We start from the raw sequence: 22,695 nt of genomic DNA, 5'->3' as shown, positions 1-22,695 counted from the left end.
ATTTATGAGAAAATGGAATACGATTTTGTCTGTTTTAATGCTTCTCATTTTTATGATTCATGGAATCATGGGAAGCTTTATGCTGAACGGAGTTGGAAGTAGTGCAGGGAAACTTCTTGCATGGATTGGTGTTGGTATTCTTGTTGTGCATACGGTGATTGGTGTCATCCTGACAGTTCAGAGTTTACAGACAGCGAAGCAATCCGGAAAAATGTATCTGAAACAGAACGCCATATTCTGGGCGAGACGAGCCAGTGGACTGGCAATACTGATCCTGCTGTTCTTCCATATTGGCTTGTTTGGAAAGGTGCAGAATGGGACATATATTTTGTTCCCTTTTACAACGGTAAAGATGGTAACTCAGCTTTTGTTCGTGGCGGCAATCTTTGTTCATATTTTTATCAATATCCGCCCATTGCTCGTATCGCTGGGAATCATCAGTTATAAAGAAAGAAGGGGTGATATTTATTTGATTCTTTCGGTGCTCCTTCTGTTTATAGCGGGCGCAGTTATTTTCTATTATGTTGGGTGGCAATATCTATGAGTAAGACAATTATTATTATAGGTGCTGGACTGGCAGGACTTTCAGCGGCTTTGCAGGCAGCGGAAAATGGATGCAATGTAAAACTGGTTTCCTCCCTTCCGTCAGAGCGGGCACAGTCTGTTATGGCGGAGGGCGGTATCAACGCAGCTTTGAATACAAAAGATGAAAACGACAGTCCCGAAGAACATTTTACAGATACAATAAAGGCAGCATGTGGTCTGGCAGATCCAAATGCAGTTTGGGGAATGACACAGGCAGCACCGGAGCTGGTGCACTGGCTGCTAAAACTTGGAGTTAAATTTAACATGAGTGGCTATGATGATGTGGATCTGCGAAATTTTGGCGGGCAGAAAAAGAAACGGACTGCTTTTGCACAGAGCGATACCGGGAAGCAGATCATGACAGTTATGATAGACGCTGTTCGCAGGAAAGAAGCATCTGGTATGGTAGAACGGTTCAGCCATCATTCTTTCCTAACACTTCGTCTGTGTGGCAATATTTGTTGTGGCTGCGTAATCAGGGATGAATACAGTCAGGAGACTGTGGAATTACCGGGGGATGCGGTTATTGTTGCCACCGGTGGTATGCACGGATTGTTTGGAAATACAACGGGTTCGCTGAGCAATACAGGAGAAGTCACCGCAGAATTGTTCCGGCTTGGTGTTCCTCTGGCAAATGGCGAGATGATCCAGTATCATCCGACAACTGTGAAATGTGGTGGAAAACGCATGCTCATCAGCGAGGCGGCCAGAGGGGAAGGTGGCAGGTTGTTTGCCATGAAAGATGGAAAACAATGGTATTTCATGGAGGAAAAATACCCGGAGCTTGGAAATCTGATGCCACGAGATATTACCGCCAGAGAGATATGGAAGGTCAGCCATGAATCAGAGGTATTTCTTGACATGACGGAAATATCGGAGGAGATTATTTCAAATAAGCTATCTGGTCTGGCAGATGATTGTATGACCTATCTGCATAAAGATATACGAAAAGAACCGGTGTCTGTTTTACCGGGAATTCACTATTTTATGGGAGGCATCCTGGTGGATGAGCAGCACAGAACGCCGATTCAGAATCTTTGCGCTGCCGGAGAATGCTGTGCCCAATATCATGGTGCCAACCGTCTTGGTGGAAATTCTCTGTTAGGAGCGTTATACGGAGGACGTGTTGCGGCAAAATCAGCATGCGAACAGGCAGATGTAGTAGATCTATCTTGTGCGACACAGATAGATTTTCCACCAGCGTCTCAAATTTCAGAAATAAAGCAATTAAACAAAGTGATGCAGGAGACTATGGGCGTTGTCAGAAATGAGAATACGTTGTTAAATGGGATTCAAACGGTACAAGCGCTGACAGGAAATCTTCCATTGCTTGGCATGGCAGTTCTAAAGAGTGCTCTTGCAAGAAAAGAAAGCCGTGGTGCACACTGGCGGGAGGATTATCCGAAGAGCAATGACGATGATTACCTTAAAACAACGGTAGCCAGATTTGATGGAAAGCAGATACAGATTTCCTTTGTACCTGTTCCAGAAAGGCGGTGATTCACTTGATATATAAAATAAGAATCAGGCGGCAGGAGAGTCAGAAATCAGACAGTTATTGGCAGGAATTTGAGTTTGACGGAAGCAAAAACAGCTCTGTTGCCAATGTTCTAAAGGAATTGAACAGTAGAACACCTTTGAAAGATAATTCAGGGAATATAGTTACTCCCATCAGCTGGGAATGTAGCTGTATGGTGCGAAAATGTGGGGCTTGCGCCATGCTGATTAACGAACGTCCGAGGCTGGCATGCTCTACATTTCTACATACGTTAAAAGGTTCTACAATCACCTTGAAACCTTTAAGCAAATTTCCGCTTGTAAGAGATTTGATCGTTGACCGGTCAATTTTGTTTGAAAATTTGAAAAAACTGAACCTTTGGCTTGAAAGTGAAGCTTATATGAATCCGTGGACACATGAACCGAGATACCAGTCGGCACGCTGTCTGATGTGTGGCTGCTGCCTTGAAGTGTGTCCTAACTTCTCTGCAAATGGGACTTTCGCAGGCACTGTTGCTGCAGTCAACGCATTTCGGATTCTGAATGAAGAACAGGAAAGCACTCATTTGAATGAGATTTCTGCTGAATATAAGAAGAGATTTTTTGAAGGATGCGGGAAGTCGTTATCTTGTCATGATATTTGTCCGATTGGTCTGCCTGTAGAAGAACTGCTTGTAAGGTCGAATGCAGCGGCTGTTTGGGGCAAATAAAATGGATGATAAAAGCTATAATGAATGTATGAAGAGGGTGTCGCAAAATCATCAGATTAGATGATAGAGTGATGCCCTCGCTCTATCATATGTAAAAAAATCGGAAAGAATCTTTTGAACTGTTGATTCTTTCCAATTTTTTGCGTACTTTAATAAAGCTACCAGTTTTTCGCCTTTTTATGCGGTTTCTTTTACTGGAAATAGGTGGCTTCCTGTTCGCTCATTCTGTATTTTTGCATGCAACTTATTCAAATTATATCCCATACACAATAAAAGAATCTCCAGTTTCACTTTGGTTTTCCCACGAAGCAGAAATCTTTGGAATTCATAGTCATTTTTTAGAACTCCGAATGCTCCCTCCACTTGTGTCGAGCGATTCATCCGGTATAAGATTCCCTTTTCGCTTAAAATATTTTCACTATCTACACCAATCTGCACGTTATATCCCGGCTTTAGCTGTGCATTTCTCATGTGATCATCTTTCATGTGCATAAACGTAGCGTCTGGGTCTGTTTTACAATAATTATTCCTTCCCTGAAAACTGGCTGTATGCCAGTCATAAACAGTCTGGCGTTCTATAAAACAGCATATCTTCTGAATATCGTATGTTCTGGTTTCTTTCGATACACTGAAAGACTGTAGGTACTCCCGGTTTAGCAGAGCGACCGCTTCCTTTGTTTTTAGGCATAAAAATGGAGCTATTGCTCCATAGATTGATTACTCATCTATTTTGCAACATCCCCTTTGTCTTTGATGAATAAAGGTCAATTTTTTATTTAACTATTCTCACTATTATTTGATTCAGTAATTTTTTTCTTCTTTGGAGAAACAAGTTTGTGACCAGAATAAATGGACATGCCCATACAAAGCAATGAAGAATAGGCAAAGTATTTATGTGCAGTCATAGATTTTTTGATTCCAGAATAAATGCATCCCAACATACAGAAAAGTGCGCCTAAGGACCAGTATTTATGTGATTTCATGATTTGATACCTCCTTTGATTTAACTGATTCAATCATAACGCTTTTTTTACGAAAATGCAAAGAAAAACTTTGAATATAGTTCTATAGAATTAGAACCTGGTTTTGCGATTCTGTATATTTAAGATATCCACAAGTATACTAAATTCAGAACGATTATTCGTTCTGGAGGAGGTGTTACGATGTATTTGAACACGAAATAAAATAGTTATTCAGATAAAAGATGCTCAGTTTGGCAGTTTTTATAATAATGATAATTATTACTATTTTAATTGACAACAGGATAATAGTGGTATATAATCCTTATTAAGAACTAATCCTAATAAGGAGGAGAAATGACAAGTAGGAGAAATACCATTCAAAAAGATCTTGTAAGAAATGCCGTATACGAAATGAGAAGACATGTTACAGCAAATGAAGTGTATGAATTTATAAAAGAAGCATATCCTACAATCGGAAAAGGAACTGTATATAGAAATCTTGATATATTGGTAGATGAGGGTTCGTTAAGGAAGGTTGAAGTTCCGGATGGACCGAATAGGTTCGATTTTACATTGAAAAATCATTACCATGTCAGGTGTGTAAAATGCGGTGAAGTTTCAGATGTGGATATGGATGAAATACCGGATTTGCTGGAAAGAATTCATAACACTCATGGAATTGAATTTGTGGATTATGATATTTCATTTAAAGGCGTTTGCCCGAAATGCAGGGAGAAGGTAAAGGAGGAACAGCATGGATAGCTGTGACAGTTACTAAAACAGAGGACAGTCAGACAATATGGCGTTGCAGAATTTGCGGATATGAATATGTAGGCGAGGAATTACCAGATGACTTTATATGTCCTTTGTGCAAGCACCCAGCATCAGATTTTGAAAAAGTAGTAAAGAAAACGGAGGTAAAAGAGATGGAAGCAAACAAATATGCAGGAACACAGACAGAGAAGAATTTACAGGAGGCATTTGCAGGGGAATCACAGGCAAGAAATAAGTATACCTTTTTTGCTTCTGTAGCAAAAAAGGAAGGTTACGAGCAGATGTCAGCATTGTTTTTAAAGACTGCAGATAATGAGAAAGAACATGCAAAGATGTGGTTCAAGGAATTAGCAGGAATTGGTGATACAAAGGAAAACCTGGCGGCAGCGGCAGAAGGCGAAAATTATGAGTGGACAGATATGTATGAAGGCTTTGCTAAAACAGCTGAGGAAGAAGGATTCCCTGAGCTTGCAGCAAAATTCAGGGCAGTAGGTGAGATTGAGAAGCACCATGAGGAAAGATATCGTGCACTTCTTAAGAATATTGAAACTGCACAGGTATTTGAAAAGAGCGAAGTTAAGGTATGGGAATGCCGTAACTGCGGACATATTGTGGTAGGAACTAAGGCGCCTGAAGTATGCCCGGTATGTAATCATCCACAGAGCTATTTTGAAGTACATGAAGAGAATTATTAAGGAGATGAGATTATTATGAAGAAGAAAGTGATTAATTCAAAAAAAGCAGTAATGATAGGCTGTGGCTTTGTTGGTTCTGCATCGGTATTTGCTCTGATGCAGAGTGGCTTGTTTACAGAGATTGTCCTTATCGATGCAGATAAGAACAAGGCAGAAGGAGAAGCGATGGATATCAGTCATGGTATTCCATTTGCGAGTCCGATGAAAATATATGCCGGAGATTATGATGATGTGGCTGATGCTGCAATTGTTGTCATATCTGCCGGAGCGGGACAGAAACCGGGAGAGACAAGGCTTGATCTCGTAAATAAAAATGTAGCAATATTTAAGTCAATCATTCCTGAAATAGCAAAGAGAAATTTTGCAGGTATCATGCTTGTAGTTGCGAATCCGGTAGATATCCTGACTCAGGTAGCCATAAAGTTATCAGGACTTCCAGAAAACAGGGTTATTGGATCGGGTACTGTGTTAGATAGTGCCAGATTAAGATATAAGCTTGGTGAGCATTTATCTGTGGATAGCAGGAGTGTTCATGCATTTATAGTAGGTGAGCATGGAGACAGCGAAGTTGTAGCATGGTCATCAGCCAATGTATCTGGTGTTCCATTAAGTGAAATGTGTGAAATGCGTGGACATTATAAGCACAAGGAAAACACGGCAGAAATAGCTACAGCAGTCAAGAACAGTGCGTATGAGATCATAAACAAAAAGCACGCTACTTATTATGGAATTGCAATGTCTGTAAAAAGAATCTGCGAAGTGATTATGAGAGATGAAAAATCAATACTTCCTGTATCACACATGATTCATGGAGTATATGATATTGACGGAGTATCGTTAAGTATGCCAGCTATTGTAGGTGCAGATGGTATTGAGTCTGATATACCTATTAATTTAAGTGGCGAAGAAGCGTTAAAGCTTAAGGAATCTGCAGATTCATTGAAAAAGATTATGGAGACAATTGAATTATAAAGTATACGCATACTGCAATCTTCATGGGTTCTGGAAATGCTAAAAACACTTGATATTCATGCTAAGATTACAAAACAATTCAGATACAACAGTAATATATGCTGTGTATTAATATATTTATAAGGAGGAACAAACTAATGAAATATGTATGTGACGTTTGCGGATGGGAATATGATGAAGAGGAAGGTTATCCTGATGGTGGTATTGCACCAGGAACAAAGTGGGAGGATGTTCCGGAAGATTTTGAATGCCCATTATGTAATGTTGGAAAAGATCAGTTTTCAGAAGTTGAATAGAAGCCTAATCTTGTGTTAAATACGGATGGATAAACCAAAACTCTGGTGCGTGAGCAACAGGGTTTTTTATTGCGATATTTTGTGATGATATCACAGAAAATAATCTACCTTTTGCTTATAATGTAGCTAGAAACTAAGTGAGGAGGTAGTCTAAATGAGATTAAAAGACAAAGTTGCAATCATTACGGGTGGAAGCCGTGGCATAGGATTTGCTACAGCTGATAAATTCTTGATGGAGTCCGGCTTTCTATATCCGGAAGCGCCATTTCCTATGTCGGCAAAAAGAGCAGAAATCGATCTTGGAATGTGTTGGTATTTTTGCCGATGGTGTGATATACTATGTAATAGATTAACGTAGTTTTTTGGATAGATTTTATGGCGGAGGATCATAGATGCGATATCTTTCAGTTACTGAAATAGCGAAAAAGTGGGATGTGTCCGAGCGCAGTGTTAGAAATTACTGTGCCCATGGACGCGTAAACGGTGCATTTCTTACCGGCAAGACCTGGAACATTCCTGAGAATGCAGAGAAGCCGGAGCGTTCCAATAAAAAGAAAGAGCAGCCAATTATATTGCTGGATATTCTACAGGAGCAGAAGGCAAGTATGTATTCCGGTGGTATTTACCATAAGACACAGATTGACTTAACATATAACTCCAATCATATTGAAGGCAGCCGCCTGACCCACGATCAGACCAGATATATCTTTGAAACCAACACCATCGGTGTAGAAAAAGATGTGCTGAATGTGGACGATGTGATTGAAACAGCAAATCACTTCCGGTGTATTGATATGATTATTGATAATGCAAAGGCAGCTCTGACAGAGAAGTTTATCAAAGAACTTCATCTGATCTTGAAGAGCGGTACCAGTAATTCCAGAAAAGATTGGTTTGCTGTAGGCGATTATAAAAAGATGCCGAATGAAGTCGGTGGCATGGATACTGCACTTCCGGAAGAAGTTGCAGATAAAATGAAAGCGCTGCTTACAGAGTACAACGGAAAAGAAGAAAAGACTTTTGAAGATATCCTCGACTTCCATGTGAAGTTTGAGAGAATCCATCCGTTCCAGGATGGAAACGGCCGTGTAGGCAGATTGATTATGTTTAAGGAATGTCTGAAATATAATATCGTGCCGTTCATTATCGAGGACAATCTGAAGATGTTCTACTACCGTGGACTGAAAGAGTGGAACAATGAGAAAGGTTATTTGACAGATACCTGTCTGACCGCACAGGATAAGTATAAGGCGTATTTGGATTATTTTAGAATTGCATATTAAACGTGATCCAAAGTGAAAAATTTGCGCTTTGACAAATGATAAAGTTGAACAGGTATCTGAAAAACTGGAAAAACAGATAAATCATCAGCCGCTTTCTGAGTTGTTTGGTCTTGTTGCTGTTACTAATGCGGAAAAAGTAATTCTTGAGCGTATTCAGGAAAAACAGGGACAGATAAAAGAGTATTTAAAGAATATTATGGCTGAAATAGCTCTGATAATAAGGAGGAGCGAATGATAGATATAGAAAAAATGGGAGTGAGATATATGGAGCAATTACTGATTGTTGAAGATGATATCGGTTTGAATCAAGGGTTATGCAAAGCACTGAAAGCAGATGCTCGGCAGATCATTTCCTGTCAAGACCTAAAAACGGCGAAGGAGCAGCTACTTTGCGGCGGTGTATCCCTGATCCTGTTGGATATTAATCTGCCGGATGGCAGTGGGCTTGAGCTGCTCCGGGAGATCAAGGAAAACACGCCCGGGATTCCTGTTATTCTGCTGACTGCCAATGATACTGATTTGGACATCGTAGACGGATTGGAGAGAGGCGCTGATGATTACATTACCAAGCCCTTTTCTCTTTCGGTTTTGCGGGCAAGGGTGAATACCCAACTGCGAAAGCAAGCGTCAAACCATAAAAATGCGCCGATTTGTATTGATCTTTTTCAATTTGACTTTGAGGCGATGACCTTTTATGCGGGAGATTCAAAAGTGGAATTGAGTAAAACAGAACAAAAATTACTGCGCCTGCTTGTTGAAAACCGAGGTCGAACCATGGCACGTGGAGACCTTGTAGACCGGATTTGGACAGATGGCGCAGAATATGTGGATGAAAATGCTTTGTCTGTTACGATCAAGCGTCTGAGGGATAAGCTTGGTGCACAGAAATACATTAAAACCGTCTATGGAATCGGTTATAGCTGGGTGACAAAAGATGAATAGAACCGGCATTGTGATCATACTGCTGTGTTTTCTGGTGGCGGTAGCTGTTGTATTATGGGAGCGGAGAAAGACCAGAAAAACGATGGAAGAAATCGAAAGGATGCTGGATGCTGCCATGACCGGCTCCTTTTCTGAAACCAATTTTGATGAAAGCCGGCTGTCTGCTTTAGAAACAAAGTTTGCACACTATCGTTCTGCCGCAGAAGCATCTTCTCGAAATGTAGCGCAGGAAAAAGACAAAATCAAATCCTTGATTGCGGACATTTCCCACCAGACGAAAACGCCGATAGCAAATCTGCTGTTATACAGCGAGCTTTTAATGGAGGAAGCGCTGCCTGTATCGGCGAAGGCAAATGTCGAGGCGCTGTACAAACAATCGGAAAAGCTGCGATTTTTGATCGATTCTCTCGTAAAGCTTTCCAGACTGGAAAACGGGATCATTTCACTTGCCCCTCAGCAAGCAGCGCTACAGCCACTGCTTGAAAGCGTAGTAGAACAATATACCGCCAAGGCTTCTGAAAAAGGATTGTCTTTGCAACTGCAGGATACCGATGCTTTTGCTGTATTCGACTTCAAATGGACAGCGGAAGCGCTGGCTAATATCGTAGACAATGCCATTAAATATACGGAGCATGGCACAATCAGGATTTCTGCCGTAAGTTACGAAATGTTTGCAAGGATCGATATATCGGATACTGGCACAGGCATTTCGGAAAGTGAGCAAGCGAAGATATTTGCTCGCTTTTACCGCTCAAATAGTGTGCAGAAACAAGAAGGTGTGGGCATTGGCTTATATCTTGCCCGACAGATCATATCCGGCGAGGGCGGTTATATCAAGGTTGCTTCCGTTCCGGGAAAAGGAAGTGTGTTTTCCATATTTCTGCCGAAATAACAACAATTCTTTCAAAACTGTTAGATTTTTTTGCGCACTCGCAAGAATGTGGAAAGAATCCTATGCGATAATCTGTATGTGTAAAAGGATCATTTCCTTTCATACATACAGATTTTTTCATGGAGGTACTCATTTATGGAAGTTTTACAGGCAAAAGACCTGAAAAAGATTTATGGCTCCGGCAATAACGCAGTTCATGCGTTGGATGGAGTTGATTTAAGTGTGAAGAAGGGCAAATTTGTTGCAATTGTCGGCACGTCCGGCTCCGGAAAGTCCACGTTGCTGCACATGCTGGGCGGGCTGGATCGCCCTACAAGCGGTACGGTCATGGTGGACGGACAGGATATTTTCTCCCTGAAGGAGGAAGCGCTGACCATCTTCCGCCGCAGAAAAATCGGCTTTGTATTTCAGAGCTACAATCTTGTTCCGGTGCTGAATGTATATGAAAATATCATTTTACCCATTGAACTGGATGGTGGAAAGGTAAACAAGAATTTTGTGCAGCAGATCGTGCAGACGCTTGGACTGAGCGACCGCTTGGATGCGCTGCCAAATCAGCTCTCAGGCGGTCAGCAGCAGCGTGTGGCAATCGCCCGTGCTTTGGCGGCAGCACCCGCTATCATTCTGGCAGATGAACCGACAGGTAATCTGGATTCCAAAACCAGCCAGGATGTATTGAGTCTTTTGAAAGTCACAAGTCAAAAATTCGCCCAGACAATCGTAATGATCACTCACAACGAAGAAATTGCGCAGATGGCAGACCGCATTATCCGTATCGAAGATGGTCGGATCGTCTCCGAGAACTAACGGGAGGTGGCTACGATGAATGTTAAAAACAGAAAATGTATTCGAAAGCTCAGCTTAAAATCTCTTTATGCAAATCGGCGCCGCAATCTGATTGCAATTTTTGCTATTGCGCTGACCACGCTGTTATTTACTTCCATGTTCACCATTGTCTTGTCATTGAACGCCAGTTATGAAACCTACCAGTTTCGGCAGGTAGGCGGCTATGCGCATGGCACCTTTAAGGATGTTTCCCCCGAGCAGGCGGAACGCATCGCTGCCCACCCAAAGGTGAAGGCTACGGGGGTACGGAAGGTAATCGGTATCACTGCGGAGGGGGTCTTTGCCAAAATACCGGCAGAGATCAGCTACATGGATGCCAACTGCACTAAATGGAGCTATGCAACCCCTACTACCGGACGGATGCCCGAAAGCGGCAAAGAGGTAGCCATGGATACGGCAGCGTTGCAGCTGCTTGGCGTAACGCCGGAGCTGGGCGCCGAGGTCACGGTTTCCTATTCCATTACGGACAAGGATCAAACCGCCTTTACTGTAACAGATACCTTTACGCTGGTGGGCTATTGGGACTATGATGAACTAATGCCTGTTCATTACATCAACATCAGCCGTGATTACGCAGATGACATCGAAGCGCAGGCAGTGAAAACAGGTTTACAGCCTTTCCGCACCGATTTGAATGTCATGCTGGTTTCCGGCACAAACATTCAAGGGCAGATGGAGCAGGTGGATACCGATCTTGGTTACACATGGGACAGCTATACCGATCCCAACAGCGTCCGAATCGGCGTCAATTGGGGATATACCTCATCCCAGCTGGAGTCGCAGCTCGATCCAGAGCTGATGGTCGCCATAGCAGCTTTTTTGCTGCTGGTGATTTTCACGGGGTATCTTATCATCTATAACATTTTTCAGATCTCTGTTGCAGGGGATATCCGGTTTTACGGACTCCTGAAAACCATTGGCACAACGCCCCGGCAGCTCAAACGCATCATTCGCCAGCAGGCACTTCTGCTTTGTCTGATCGGCATTCCGGCGGGGCTGCTACTGGGCTACGGCATCGGTGCTGTTCTGATGCCTGTTGTCTTGCGCTCCACCCAGTTGGATGCAGGCATCACCACCATCAGCACTTCGCCTGTGATCTTCCTTGGTTCCATGCTGTTTGCCCTGTTGACGGTGCTCTTGTCCTGTTCCAAGCCTGGAAAAATGGCAGCCAAGGTCTCTCCGGTAGAGGCTATCAAATATACGGATGCAATGCAGACTAAGAAAAAACAGCGCAGCACCCGGGGGGCCAAGCTCCATCAGATGGCCTTTGCCAATCTGGGACGAAACAAGAAAAAGACGGTGCTGGTGGTGTTGTCTCTGGCACTGTCGGTGACGCTGTTCAATGCGCTGTGTGCCTTTGTGGGCGGCTTCAGCATGGAGAAGTATGTGTCCAGCATGACCTGCGCCGATTTTATCGTCAGCACGCCCGACTATTTCCGCTACAACCCGGCAGATGAATTCATCACGCCAGAACAGATCGGAGAGATCGCAGCAAACACAAAGGCCAGTCTTTCCGGCACGGGATATGCTGTGCGAAAACCCGCATATCTGTGGATGACGGAGGATGCTCTGCGGCAGGACTATGCATTGTTCGAAAGTGCTGAGCAGGTGGACAGCCATATGAGCCGCATGGAGCACCGGGGCAATATGGTGATGGGAGATAGCAGAATCGAGGCTCTGGATAACAGCCTGTTTGACAAGCTGCAAGTGTTTGATGGAGATATTTCTCCTATGTTGAAGCCGGACAATAACGCCATTGCCATTGCGGTTTCTTTGGATGATTACGGCAATCTGCCCAATCCTGAATACTACCCCGAGGTTGGAGACACGATCACGGCTACCTATGCGGATGATGTGAAATATATCGACAGCCGCACCGGAGAACTCTGCACCGAAGATACACCGGAGGAGTACCTTCAGGCAAAATTGTATGGAGCCAGAGATGTAGAGTACACGGTATGCGCTTTGGTAGAACTTCCGTATTCCATGGGTTATCGTTATGGTGGTGATGGCTATGATGCAGTTTTGTCTGTGGACACCGCACAGAGGGACAGCGGTGGTGCGACCATTCCGATGCTCTACCTGTTCGACACAGCGGACGAAGCTGACGAGGCCGAAGCAGAACAATATCTATCGATGCTCACTGCCGGTGAGTTTTCGCCCTTGATGTATGAAAGCAAAGCTACGGCTCGCTCTGAGTTCGCTCAGTTCCGACAGATGTTCCTTCTGATCGGTGGTATCCTCTGTACTATCATTGGGCTGGTGGGACTCTTAAATTTCTTCAACGCCATGATGACCGGTATTCTTTCCCGCCGCCGTGAATTTGCTGTGCTTCAGGCTGTAGGAATGACAAACCGGCAGCTCAAAACCATGCTGATCTACGAAGGATTGTTTTACGCAATGTCTTCCGTAGCGGCGGCCTTTATTCTGTCGCTGGCGGTGGGACCTCTTGCAGGGAAAATGCTGGGCAGTATGTTCTGGTTCTTTGAGTATCAGTTCACCGTTCTGCCTGTCCTGCTGACAATTCCGGTATTTCTTCTGCTGGGGTTGCTGATCCCCTGCATGATGTATGACAATGCAGCAAAATGCAGCGTTGTAGAGCAATTAAGAGATGCTCAATAACTGTTAAACCAAGGGTTGGAAGGCATAGACGGTTAGAAAATAACCCACGGGATTTTATGCAGATATTACATGTAAATATAGATGATTTTTTGGACGTAACATGATAGAATGGTTACAACAAAAAAAGGAGAACACCCATGAAACCAAGAACAGAAATCAGCATGCAGCTCTACAATCTGATGATGGAACGAGGTTACCCGGAGAATTTATGTGATCTTGTCACCAGAAATCTGAATACCGATTATACAGCAACAAGGATGATCGGATATTTATCCCATTATTCTGATTTGCCGGATGTAGAAGTTGTGGATGAAATGCTTGCTATTTTAAGTGACCGTAACGAGCTTATCAAGAAAAAAGAATCTGAACAGGCACAGGCCAGGATCAGTGAGATTTACAGATTTGGATTAGATATTAAATAAAAGTGGAATAGATAAGAGGGAGCAAAATCTGCCCCCTCGATTATTTTTGCTCTAAAATATAAGCCAATAAAGCGTCGCATCCTTCATTTACGTCTCTGTAAGTTGCATCAAAATTCCCAGTATACCAGGGATCTGCGATATCAGCGCCTTTCCGTGATGTGTAATCTAAAAGTTTAGAAACCTTACCGTCCGGATCACCTTTAAGCATGCGGTTAAGATATTTTATATTAATCGAATCCATACCTATGATATAATCGAAATTATCATAATCGGAAAATGTAATCTGTTTTGCACGATGTGGTACTAAAGGAATTCCAACCTCTTTTAGTTTGTTTACTGTACCTCTATGCGGTGGATTTCCGATTTCTTCTGTGCTTGTCGCAAAACTGTCTATTACAAACTGATCACTCAACCCTTTTTCTTTTACCTTATAGGTAAACACGCTTTCGCTTAAAGTTGATCTGCAAATATTCCCCCAACATACAAATGCTACTCTTATTTTCATGATGTACCTCATTCTTCTAATAAATATACTGGAAATATTTCTCCCTGTCTCTTATGCCTCCAATGCATAGGAAAGAAGCTTTTTCAAATTGTGATGAAACTGACGTTTATATGCATGCAGTTTTTTCTTCTCAGAAACGGAATAGTGTTTCTCCACGTAGATATCATATCGTTTGAACAAATTTCGGAAATCTGTATCCTGTCTTTGCCCCCAACGGACCAGTACCCAGTTCATGGCATCTATATTCCAGTATTCGCTTGGAATTCCTGCCATTTTCAATGTGGTAATCTGACGCATTGCCTGCATGGATAGGCGGCTGAGCTGGCGTTCACGGTGCATCTCATCCGGATCATTTTTCCCAAGCTTTTTCATTAATTTTTGAGAAAGTGTCTTTGTCCTGGAAGCACGTTCCATTACACGAACACTTTGATCAATGATATCCTGGAGCTGCACGGCTGCATTCCAGTAAGTCACGAAAGAAACGGATTCTTTCTCATCTTCCGGCGTAAGTTTAAATGTCTTAAAAACACGGTCTGTAACTCCAAAAATTTCCAGATTATAAGCTTTTCTTTTCGCCGGATTGGAAAGAACCCGGTAGGCTTCCAGAATCTCCTGCATAAAAGCAGTTGTATCTATATCTTTATGCATATTGGCATCCGGATGGTAGACCTTAGCCAATGCATTTTTCGCTGAAGTAATTTCTTCCAGAGTCGCATCTCTGGATACACCTAAGATATCGTAATAAGTGCGTGAGCTCATTTTGACCTCCTAATATTAGATTCCATTTTTCTGAAATCACAGAAAATGGACAGTACTTCTAATATACGCCTGTAAAATTGAAAAGTCAATTCTCTCCAGACATATTTCCCCTCCATCGCTACTATACTGGTAAAAGAATAGTCCATGGGGGAATTGCAGATGAAGAAAGGTTTTACAGTGATTCTGCTGAGTGTTTTTCTGCTGTATAGGATTGCATTTCCAACAACTGTAGTCCACGCGGAAGAAGTAGAAATAAGTGCGCCGTCTGGTATTCTTATGGAAATGTCTACGGGAACGGTTTTATTTGAAAAAGATGCAGATACTGCACGGCCACCGGCAAGTGTTACAAAGATCATGACAATGCTGTTAATCTTTGATGCATTAGAAAACGGAACTATATCACTTGATGATAAAGTGTCCACTTCCGAGTATGCAGCTTCTATGGGAGGATCTCAAGTATTCCTGGAACCTGGAGAGATCCAGACGGTAGATACGCTGCTAAAATGCATTTCTGTCGCAAGCGCAAACGATGCATGTGTAACTATGAGTGAATGTATCTGCGGTAATGAACAAGAATTTGTAAAACAAATGAATGCGCGGGCAAAAGGACTTGGAATGAAACATACAAACTTCGTAAACTGTAACGGATTAGATACAGATGGTCATGAGATGAGTGCCAGAGACATTGCACTCATGTCGCGGGAACTGATGATCAGATATCCGCAGATAAAGGACTACTGTACGGTCTGGATGGAAAATATCACGCATACAACTGCCCGTGGATCTTCAGAATTTGGCCTGACGAATACAAATAAACTGATCCGGCAGTACGAATATGCCACTGGTCTGAAAACCGGATCCACCGGAAAGGCAAAGTTCTGTGTATCAGCAACGGCAAGTAAGAATGGTGTGGATCTGATCGCAGTAATTATGGGCGCTGAAGATTCAAAAAGCCGTTTTAAGGATGCGGTAACTTTATTGAATTATGGATTTGGAAAATGTCAGATTTATAAAGCAAAAGAACGGAAACTGCCAGTGGTTCTGGTGAAAGGTGGCAAAGAAGATCATCTAAAGATTCAATATGAGGAAGGATTTACTTATGTAGATACGGAAGGATCCGATTTATCGAAAGTCGAAGAAGTAACAGAAATTCCAGATGAAGTAAAAGCACCTGTGAAAAAAGGGGACACAATTGGCCGGATTTGTTATCGGATAAGCGGGAAAGAAATCGGATCCGTAAATCTGATCGCTTCAACACCTGTGGAAAAGGCAGAATTTGGAGATTATCTAAAAAAGATTTGGAAGAAATTATTATAACACTTGTCTGGAACATGGAAAATGTTTTATAATAAAGGGTACGAATGCGGGTAGCTCAGAATAATTTTTAGTCTGTTTTATGAAATTTTACTACCCGCAATGGATATAAAAATACAGGAGGCAGATTAAATTAATGATTACAGAACGTATTGATCATACATTATTAAGAGCAGATGCAACAGAGGAAGATATCCGTGGATTATGTGAGGAAGCAGTTACGTACGGATTTCATTCTGTTTGTGTGAATTCAAGTTGTGTTGCGCTTTGTGCCTCTCTTCTGAAAAATACAGGAATTAAAGTATGTACCGTGATTGGCTTTCCGTTAGGAGCAATGTCAACAACTGCGAAGATTGCAGAAGCAACAGCAGCAGTGAAAGACGGCGCAGAAGAGCTGGATATGGTTATCCATATTGGGGCATTGAAGAGTGGAAACTGGGATTATGTAAGAAGAGATATCGGTGCGGTTGTAGCTGCTGCCGGGGATGACGTGATTGTAAAGGTGATTCTTGAGACATGTCTGCTTACAGACGAAGAGATTCAGGAGGCTTGTCTTGTAAGCCGTGATGCAGGTGCAGACTATGTAAAAACTTCTACTGGTTTCTCAACCGGCGGAGCAACTGTAGAAGCAGTATCTCTTATGAAGCGTACGGTTGGCTCTGACATGAAGGTAAAGGCATCCGGTGGTATTCATACACTGGAGGATGCACGGAAGATGTTTTATGCAGGTGCAGACCGTATTGGATCAAGCTCCGGTGTGGCGATTGCAGAAGCTGAGATGTCCGAGATACATACGATATGAGCATCTTAGGTTTTTTCACTGTTCTTTTTCCGATTGTGTGCGCGGTTATATTAGCAGAAATGTATCGGGAGCAGCATTCTTTTTGTGTAACACATTACGAAGTACATTCACCAAAGATAACTTGCACAGCCGAAAAAGACCCAGTGAACAGAATTATTTTTTTAAGTGATATGCACAACCATGTTTATGGTAAGCAGAACAATAAATTGTTCGAAGCTATAAAAGCAGAGCAGCCGGATCTGATTTTGATTGGCGGAGATATGCTGGTGGCAAAAAATGACGTGCGATACCAAGAGGCACTGGATTTTGTCAGTCGTCTGCCGCAGCTCTGCCCGGTTTATTATGCCAGTGGAAATCATGAACAGAGAATCAAAGAGAATCAGGAAAACTATTCTTTGTGTTATGAAGAGTATCGTAAAAAGTTACAGGCAGAAGGGGTTCGTTTTCTGGAAAATGAAAGTTGCGATATTCTGTTGGGAAATCAACACATTTATATCAGCGGATTGGAACTCCCACTGATTGTGAATAAAAAATTCCGCAAGGCGGATGTCACCGCTGAAGATGTACGCAGATGCCTGGGAGAAAAGCACACTACAGGAAATCAGAAAAAACAGCAGGAGACAACAGAGAATTTCGCAGACAACAGTTATCACATTCTGCTTGCCCACAATCCATCCTATATGGAAGCTTATAAGGAATGGGGTTCCGATCTGATTTTGTCTGGACATTTACATGGAGGATGTGTACGCTTGCCGGGAATTGGCGGCGTGATCACTCCGCAGGCATTTCTTTTTCCAAAATATTCAGGAGAGATGACCGTGGAGGGAGAACAGACGATCATCGTCAGCAAAGGGCTTGGAACGCATACATTTAATGTGAGACTGTTCAATCCGGCAGAAGTGATTGCAATCACCCTTTGCAGATAAAAGGAGATTATTATGGGAATACCGGTAAAACTGGAAGTATTTGAAGGGCCGTTGGATCTGCTCCTTCATCTGATCGAGAAGAATAAAGTAGATATTTACGATATCCCCATTGTGGAGATTACGAATCAGTACATGGAATATATCCGTCAGATGCAACGGGAAGATCTGAATGTGATGAGTGAATTTCTTGTTATGGCAGCGACGTTGTTGGATATTAAATGCAAGATGCTTCTTCCAAAAGAAGTCAAAGAAGACGGAGAAGAAGAAGATCCAAGGCAGGAACTGGTTGAACAGCTGCTGCAATATAAAATGTATAAATACATGTCTTATGAGCTCAGAGACCGTCAGGTAGATGCGGATCTGATTTTATATAAGAATCCGACAATTCCGGAAGAAGTTCTGGAATATGTGGAGCCAGTTGATCTTGACCTTTTACTTGGGGATCTGACAATGGTACAGTTAAAGAAAGTTTTTCAGGAAGTTATGCGTCGGCAGACAGATAAAGTGGATCCGGTAAGAAGTAAATTTGGCAAGATTGAGAAAGAGGAAGTTTCACTCACAGATAAGTTCCTTTATGTGCGTGATTATTTACAAGAACACCGCCGGTTCAGTTTCCGTCAGCTTCTTCAGAAGCAGAAGAGTAAAATGCATGTTGTTGTTACATTTCTTGCGATTCTTGAAATGATGAAGCTGGGTGAAATTTATGTTGAACAAGAATCTACTTGTGGTGAGATCATGATTGAGAGAAAAGGAGACGTAGTGTAAATGGCAGGAGTAAAAACACTTCAGGCTGCAATTGAAGCTATTTTATTTACAATGGGAGAGTCTGTTGAACTAAGTAAAATTGCGAAAGCAATCGAACAGGATGAACAGACAACCGAAGAATTACTTCGGGATCTGATGAAGAAATACGAATCAAAGAACAGAGGAATCCGCATCATTGAACTGGACAAGTCTTATCAGATGTGTACAAAGAAGGAAATGTATGACTATCTGATCCGTGTGGCAAAGCAGCCAAAGAAATATACTCTGACGGACGTTCTTCTTGAGACAATGTCAATCATTGCATACAAACAGCCGATCACTAAGATCGAGGTAGAGAAGATCCGCGGAGTAAAATCTGATCACGCAGTAAATAAACTTGTGGAATATGGTCTGGTAGAAGAAGTCGGAAGACTTGATGCACCGGGAAGACCAATTCTTTTCGGCACGACGGAAGAATTCTTAAGAAGATTCAGTGTACCGTCGATTGATGATCTTCCGTCATTGAATCCGGAACAGCTGGAACATTTCAAAGAAGAAGCAGAAGATGAGGCAAAGATCCGTATGGACATTTGATTTTTGAATTCTACAACTTGCATTGGAATCATAAAATTAAAAGAAGAATGGAGCTTCCAATATAAACAGGAAATCAATTGATGATAGAATTTAAAAAGTGGTATTTCAGAATCTATTTATTCTTTGTTCGCATACTGATTATCAGCATGATCATTGGAATTTCTTTTCCGGTTCATGTTTTTGGAACTACTGAGCTAAAACAATTATACGCCCTGTCTGCCGTCTTAATGGATGCAGACAGTGGGCGTATTTTATTTTCCAAAAATGGACAGGAAGAACGGGCAATGGCAAGTACAACAAAGATTATGACTTGCATCCTTGCATTAGAGAGCGGCATAATGGATTCAGAAAATCCGATTGTTACAGTAAGCGATCAGGCTGCGGCACAGCCAAAGGTACATCTTGGAATGGTTGCAGGAGAACGGTTTTATTTAAAAGATCTTCTTTATTCCTTAATGCTGGAGTCACATAATGACTCTGGGGTTGCAATTGCAGAAGCTGTTGCCGGAAGTGTAGAGAAATTCGCAGATCTGATGAACCAAAAAGCGTGGACGATCGGCTGTTATTCTACTTATTTTATCACACCAAATGGATTAGATGCAGCAGATTCAAATGGAATCCATCACACTACAGCAGAAGATCTTGCAAGGATCATGCGTTATTGTATTATGAATTCTAAGAAACAGGAAGAATTTCTTACGATCACGCGTACCGAAACCTATCAGTTTCAAGATGTTGAAGGAAAACGGTCGTTCAGCTGTTATAATCATAATGCATTCTTAAATATGATGGACGGCGCTCTTTCCGGAAAAACAGGATTTACTTCAGATGCCGGATATTGTTATGTCGGTGCGTTGCGTAGAGATAAGCGGACATTTATTGTTGCACTCCTTGCCTGCGGATGGCCAAATAATAAGAGTTATAAATGGTCCGATATGAGAACTCTTATGACTTATGCTTTAGATCATTATCAATATAAGACATTTGAAATGGAATTACCTGTCCGACAGATATTTATTAATAATGGGATAAAAGCACATTCAGATATGATAGCTTATCCCGGTAAAAACGGAACCAAGATTTCTCTTACTGCAAATCTGACACCTGTTTCTTTCCTATTGAAAGAAGATGAAACGATTTCTGTTGACTATGAGATTCCTGATCAGTTGGATGCTCCTGTAAGGAAAGGAATGCAAGTCGGCAGGATTCGCTGCACGTTAAATGACAAATTGATCCGTGAATATCCCGTCTATACAACACAGAATGCAGAAAAGAGAACCTTCAAAAAATGTGTAGAATATATTTTCCACCTGTTTTCTATACAAAATTCGTACCAAAAAGCAGGAAATATTAAAAAAGATCAAGCGAGGTGATTAAAATAGTCACTACAATCTAAGACTTTCCTGTGCTAATATAAACGAGTGTTAAAAAACAACAACTAAATTGATTAAATATAAGAGAGGTACACATTATGGAAAACTGGAGGAAATACGAAAAGACTTACTTTATGCCACCTGAGCCATGTTATGACTGGGTAAAGAAAGATTCAATTGACAAAGCACCAATCTGGTGCAGTGTTGACTTGAGAGATGGTAACCAGGCACTTATCGAGCCGATGAGTCTGGATGAAAAGTTGGAATTCTTCCAGCTGCTTGTGGATGTAGGATTCAAGATGATCGAAGTCGGATTCCCAGCTGCGTCTGAGACGGAATATCAGTTTTTAAGAACATTGATCGAGCAGAACATGATTCCGGATGACGTTACGATCCAGGTTCTGACACAGGCAAGAGAGCATATTATCAGAAAAACATTTGACGCTGTCAAAGGTGCTCCACATGCTATTATCCATGTATACAATTCAACATCTGTTGCACAGAGAGAACAGGTATTTAAGAAAGATAAAGAGCAGGTAAAACAGATTGCAATTGACGGTGCAAAACTTTTGAAAGAGTTAGCAGAAGAAACAGATGGAAACTTTACGTTCCAGTACAGCCCGGAAAGTTTTCAGGGAACAGAAGTTGACTATGCCTTAGAAGTCTGCAATGCAGTTCTTGAGATCTGGCAGCCAACAGCTGACAACAAAGCAATTATCAACCTGCCTACAACAGTGGAAAATGCTATGCCTCATGTATTCGCAAGTCAGGTAGAGTATTTTAACAAGCATCTGCGCGACAGAGAGAATGTAATTCTTTCTCTGCACCCGCACAATGACAGAGGATCAGGAGTTTCAGATGCTGAGCTCGGAATCCTTGCCGGTGCTGATAAAATCGAAGGAACATTGTTCGGAAACGGAGAGAGAACAGGTAACGTAGATATTATTACACTTGCAATGAATATGTTTTCTCAGGGTGTGAATCCGGGACTTGATTTCTCTAATATGAGTGACATTTGTGAAATCTATGAACGCGTAACAAGAATGAAAGTTTCTCCGCGCCAGCCATATGCAGGAGATCTTGTATTTACAGCATTCTCCGGTTCACATCAGGATGCGATTGCGAAAGGTATGACCTGGAGAGAGGAGCATGACTGTCAGACATGGACTGTTCCATATCTCCCGATCGATCCACAGGATGTTGGCAGAAGATACGATTCCGATGTAATTCGTATTAACAGCCAGTCAGGAAAGGGTGGCGTAAACTATATCCTGAAGCAGAGCTTTGGAATCAGCTTACCGGAAAAGATGAGAGAAGAAGTCGGATATCTTATAAAAGATGTTTCCGACAAGGCTCACGAAGAACTTACACCAGACAATGTATATCATATCTTTGAAGACCATTACATCAATGCGAAACCAATTTTCAGTGTTGATGAATGCCACTTTAAACAAGAAGATGGAATTGTCGCAGAAGCAACGATTCACCACAATGGAAGCAACCGCAAGATCACAGGTGTTGGAAACGGACGTCTGGATGCTGTCAGCAATGCAATCAAGCATTATTTTGATATCGAGTTTGAACTTGCATTTTACGAGGAGCATTCTTTGACAAAAGGATCTTCTTCCAGAGCTGTTGCTTATGTCGGTGTTATTTCCAACAAGAAGCGTTACTGGGGTGTCGGAGTTGATGCCGATATTATCAAAGCATCTATTGAAGCACTCGTTGTTGCAGTGAATAAATTGGATAGCGTACAGAGATCCCAGACATGCAAGGATGAAAGATTATTAGATATTACAAATTATATTTACGCAAATTATAAAGAAGTTACATTGGACGATCTTGCTGAGAAGTTCTTCCTTTCAAAACCATATTTGTCAAAATACATTAAAGAAAAATCAGGAATGACATTTGGGGATATTCTGAAAGAAATCCGTATGAAAAAGGCAAGAGCAATGCTTAAGAGCAGCAGTGCAACTGTAGAAAGTATTGCAGAATCTGTGGGATATCAGAATGTAGAGCATTTTAACAGAACATTTAAAAAACTGTATAATATCACACCGGTACAGTATAGAAACAAACCTTGATCCCAATTCGAGTTTGACTAAATTTAAAAATGTAATCTTAAAACAAATCGCCTGACAGTTACCATAAGTAGTAGCTGTCAGGCGATTACTGTT

The 22,695-nt window shown here is 41.9% G+C and carries 24 protein-coding genes and 3 pseudogenes; 23 read left to right on the top strand and 4 right to left on the bottom strand.

Going from position 1 to position 22,695, the window contains the following annotated elements; all coding sequences use genetic code 11:
* Positions 1-4 precede the first annotated feature (4 nt).
* From ACZ47Z_RS08350 to ACZ47Z_RS08340, 3 genes are read left to right on the top strand one after another with little or no spacing between them, the layout of a single operon-like run.
* On the top strand, positions 5-544 hold the full coding sequence (locus tag ACZ47Z_RS08350) for a hypothetical protein (RefSeq protein ID WP_054751244.1): 540 nt from the start codon (positions 5-7) through the stop codon (positions 542-544).
* Complete coding sequence (locus tag ACZ47Z_RS08345; protein WP_464525448.1) at positions 541-2,085, top strand: FAD-binding protein; 1,545 nt, start codon at positions 541-543, stop codon at positions 2,083-2,085. Before ACZ47Z_RS08350 ends, ACZ47Z_RS08345 begins: the two co-directional genes overlap by 4 nt.
* Positions 2,082-2,792: a succinate dehydrogenase/fumarate reductase iron-sulfur subunit gene (locus ACZ47Z_RS08340; protein WP_464525447.1), complete on the top strand. Its 711-nt coding sequence runs from the start codon at positions 2,082-2,084 to the stop codon at positions 2,790-2,792. Before ACZ47Z_RS08345 ends, ACZ47Z_RS08340 begins: the two co-directional genes overlap by 4 nt.
* Before the next feature lie 177 nt (positions 2,793-2,969).
* Here ACZ47Z_RS08340 and ACZ47Z_RS08335 read toward each other — a convergent pair.
* Both ACZ47Z_RS08335 and ACZ47Z_RS08330 read right to left on the bottom strand, forming a co-directional pair.
* A pseudogene (locus tag ACZ47Z_RS08335) lies at positions 2,970-3,323 on the bottom strand (transposase); the annotation flags it as partial.
* A gap of 245 nt (positions 3,324-3,568) precedes the next feature.
* Positions 3,569-3,775, bottom strand: coding sequence for a DUF6219 family protein (locus tag ACZ47Z_RS08330; protein ID WP_008688150.1), 207 nt, complete (start codon positions 3,773-3,775; stop codon positions 3,569-3,571).
* A 333-nt stretch (positions 3,776-4,108) separates the two neighbouring features.
* Here ACZ47Z_RS08330 and ACZ47Z_RS08325 point away from each other — a divergent pair, with 333 nt between their 5' ends.
* The 13 genes and pseudogenes from ACZ47Z_RS08325 (at position 4,109) to ACZ47Z_RS08265 (ending at position 13,498) form a co-directional block, all read left to right on the top strand.
* Positions 4,109-4,516, top strand: coding sequence for a Fur family transcriptional regulator (locus ACZ47Z_RS08325; protein WP_054751243.1), 408 nt, complete (start codon positions 4,109-4,111; stop codon positions 4,514-4,516).
* Positions 4,480-4,638, top strand: a pseudogene (locus ACZ47Z_RS08320) (rubredoxin-like domain-containing protein); the annotation flags it as partial. The gene ACZ47Z_RS08325 and the pseudogene ACZ47Z_RS08320, both read left to right, overlap by 37 nt.
* A 42-nt stretch (positions 4,639-4,680) precedes the next feature.
* Positions 4,681-5,223, top strand: a complete 543-nt coding sequence (rbr, locus tag ACZ47Z_RS08315; RefSeq protein WP_426743212.1) for a rubrerythrin — start codon at positions 4,681-4,683, stop codon at positions 5,221-5,223.
* A gap of 15 nt (positions 5,224-5,238) precedes the next feature.
* Positions 5,239-6,195, top strand: coding sequence for an L-lactate dehydrogenase (locus ACZ47Z_RS08310; protein ID WP_054751242.1), 957 nt, complete (start codon positions 5,239-5,241; stop codon positions 6,193-6,195).
* 137 nt (positions 6,196-6,332) lie between these two features.
* Entirely contained in the window at positions 6,333-6,491 is a 159-nt protein-coding gene (locus tag ACZ47Z_RS08305) for a rubredoxin (RefSeq protein ID WP_054751241.1), read from the top strand.
* A 154-nt stretch (positions 6,492-6,645) separates the two neighbouring features.
* Positions 6,646-6,729 (top strand): annotated as a pseudogene (locus tag ACZ47Z_RS08300) (SDR family NAD(P)-dependent oxidoreductase); the annotation flags it as partial.
* 154 nt (positions 6,730-6,883) lie between these two features.
* Positions 6,884-7,774, top strand: coding sequence for a Fic family protein (locus ACZ47Z_RS08295; RefSeq protein ID WP_054751239.1), 891 nt, complete (start codon positions 6,884-6,886; stop codon positions 7,772-7,774).
* A gap of 28 nt (positions 7,775-7,802) precedes the next feature.
* The gene (locus ACZ47Z_RS08290) at positions 7,803-8,009 is read left to right on the top strand and encodes a hypothetical protein (protein ID WP_054751238.1); all 207 of its coding nucleotides are present in this window, start codon (positions 7,803-7,805) and stop codon (positions 8,007-8,009) included.
* A gap of 29 nt (positions 8,010-8,038) precedes the next feature.
* A complete protein-coding gene (locus ACZ47Z_RS08285) occupies positions 8,039-8,716 on the top strand; it encodes a response regulator transcription factor (RefSeq protein ID WP_054751370.1) in 678 nt (225 codons plus the stop codon).
* Complete coding sequence (locus tag ACZ47Z_RS08280) at positions 8,709-9,608, top strand: sensor histidine kinase (protein ID WP_464525446.1); 900 nt, start codon at positions 8,709-8,711, stop codon at positions 9,606-9,608. The genes ACZ47Z_RS08285 and ACZ47Z_RS08280 overlap by 8 nt, the downstream gene beginning before the upstream one ends.
* A gap of 135 nt (positions 9,609-9,743) precedes the next feature.
* On the top strand, positions 9,744-10,415 hold the full coding sequence (locus tag ACZ47Z_RS08275; protein ID WP_054751236.1) for an ABC transporter ATP-binding protein: 672 nt from the start codon (positions 9,744-9,746) through the stop codon (positions 10,413-10,415).
* A 15-nt stretch (positions 10,416-10,430) separates the two neighbouring features.
* The gene (locus ACZ47Z_RS08270; protein ID WP_464525445.1) at positions 10,431-13,076 is read left to right on the top strand and encodes an ABC transporter permease; all 2,646 of its coding nucleotides are present in this window, start codon (positions 10,431-10,433) and stop codon (positions 13,074-13,076) included.
* A gap of 137 nt (positions 13,077-13,213) precedes the next feature.
* Positions 13,214-13,498: a hypothetical protein gene (locus tag ACZ47Z_RS08265; RefSeq protein WP_015529291.1), complete on the top strand. Its 285-nt coding sequence runs from the start codon at positions 13,214-13,216 to the stop codon at positions 13,496-13,498.
* A gap of 40 nt (positions 13,499-13,538) precedes the next feature.
* Here the strand turns inward: ACZ47Z_RS08265 and ACZ47Z_RS08260 are convergent, their stop codons facing one another.
* Positions 13,539-14,003, bottom strand: coding sequence for a low molecular weight protein-tyrosine-phosphatase (locus tag ACZ47Z_RS08260; protein ID WP_118173927.1), 465 nt, complete (start codon positions 14,001-14,003; stop codon positions 13,539-13,541).
* Between the two features lie 51 nt (positions 14,004-14,054).
* Positions 14,055-14,762, bottom strand: coding sequence for a J domain-containing protein (locus ACZ47Z_RS08255; RefSeq protein WP_464525444.1), 708 nt, complete (start codon positions 14,760-14,762; stop codon positions 14,055-14,057).
* 159 nt (positions 14,763-14,921) lie between these two features.
* On the opposite strand from ACZ47Z_RS08255, the gene ACZ47Z_RS08250 reads away from it, so the two are divergent.
* The 7 genes from ACZ47Z_RS08250 to ACZ47Z_RS08220 all read left to right on the top strand — a co-directional run bounded on the left by ACZ47Z_RS08250 (position 14,922) and on the right by ACZ47Z_RS08220 (position 22,602).
* Positions 14,922-16,079 carry a D-alanyl-D-alanine carboxypeptidase family protein gene (locus tag ACZ47Z_RS08250; RefSeq protein WP_464525443.1) on the top strand — a complete coding sequence of 386 codons (1,158 nt, stop codon included), beginning with the start codon at positions 14,922-14,924 and terminating at the stop codon, positions 16,077-16,079.
* 133 nt (positions 16,080-16,212) lie between these two features.
* Positions 16,213-16,878: a deoxyribose-phosphate aldolase gene (gene deoC / locus ACZ47Z_RS08245; protein ID WP_015529287.1), complete on the top strand. Its 666-nt coding sequence runs from the start codon at positions 16,213-16,215 to the stop codon at positions 16,876-16,878.
* Complete coding sequence (locus ACZ47Z_RS08240) at positions 16,875-17,804, top strand: metallophosphoesterase (protein ID WP_464525442.1); 930 nt, start codon at positions 16,875-16,877, stop codon at positions 17,802-17,804. The genes deoC and ACZ47Z_RS08240 overlap by 4 nt, the downstream gene beginning before the upstream one ends.
* 12 nt (positions 17,805-17,816) lie before the next feature.
* Complete coding sequence (locus ACZ47Z_RS08235) at positions 17,817-18,569, top strand: segregation and condensation protein A (protein ID WP_055163155.1); 753 nt, start codon at positions 17,817-17,819, stop codon at positions 18,567-18,569.
* Positions 18,570-19,142 (top strand): SMC-Scp complex subunit ScpB, encoded by a 573-nt coding sequence (scpB, locus tag ACZ47Z_RS08230; RefSeq protein WP_054751233.1) that lies wholly within the window; start codon positions 18,570-18,572, stop codon positions 19,140-19,142.
* 80 nt (positions 19,143-19,222) lie between these two features.
* Positions 19,223-20,515 carry a D-alanyl-D-alanine carboxypeptidase family protein gene (locus ACZ47Z_RS08225; protein WP_464525441.1) on the top strand — a complete coding sequence of 431 codons (1,293 nt, stop codon included), beginning with the start codon at positions 19,223-19,225 and terminating at the stop codon, positions 20,513-20,515.
* A gap of 98 nt (positions 20,516-20,613) precedes the next feature.
* Entirely contained in the window at positions 20,614-22,602 is a 1,989-nt protein-coding gene (locus ACZ47Z_RS08220; protein ID WP_464525440.1) for a 2-isopropylmalate synthase, read from the top strand.
* Positions 22,603-22,695 lie beyond the last annotated feature (93 nt).

The sequence above is a fragment of the Mediterraneibacter faecis genome, assembly GCF_055383675.1.
The sequence above is the reverse complement of the archived record's forward strand: the minus strand, read 5'-3'. Positions and strand labels throughout refer to the sequence as shown.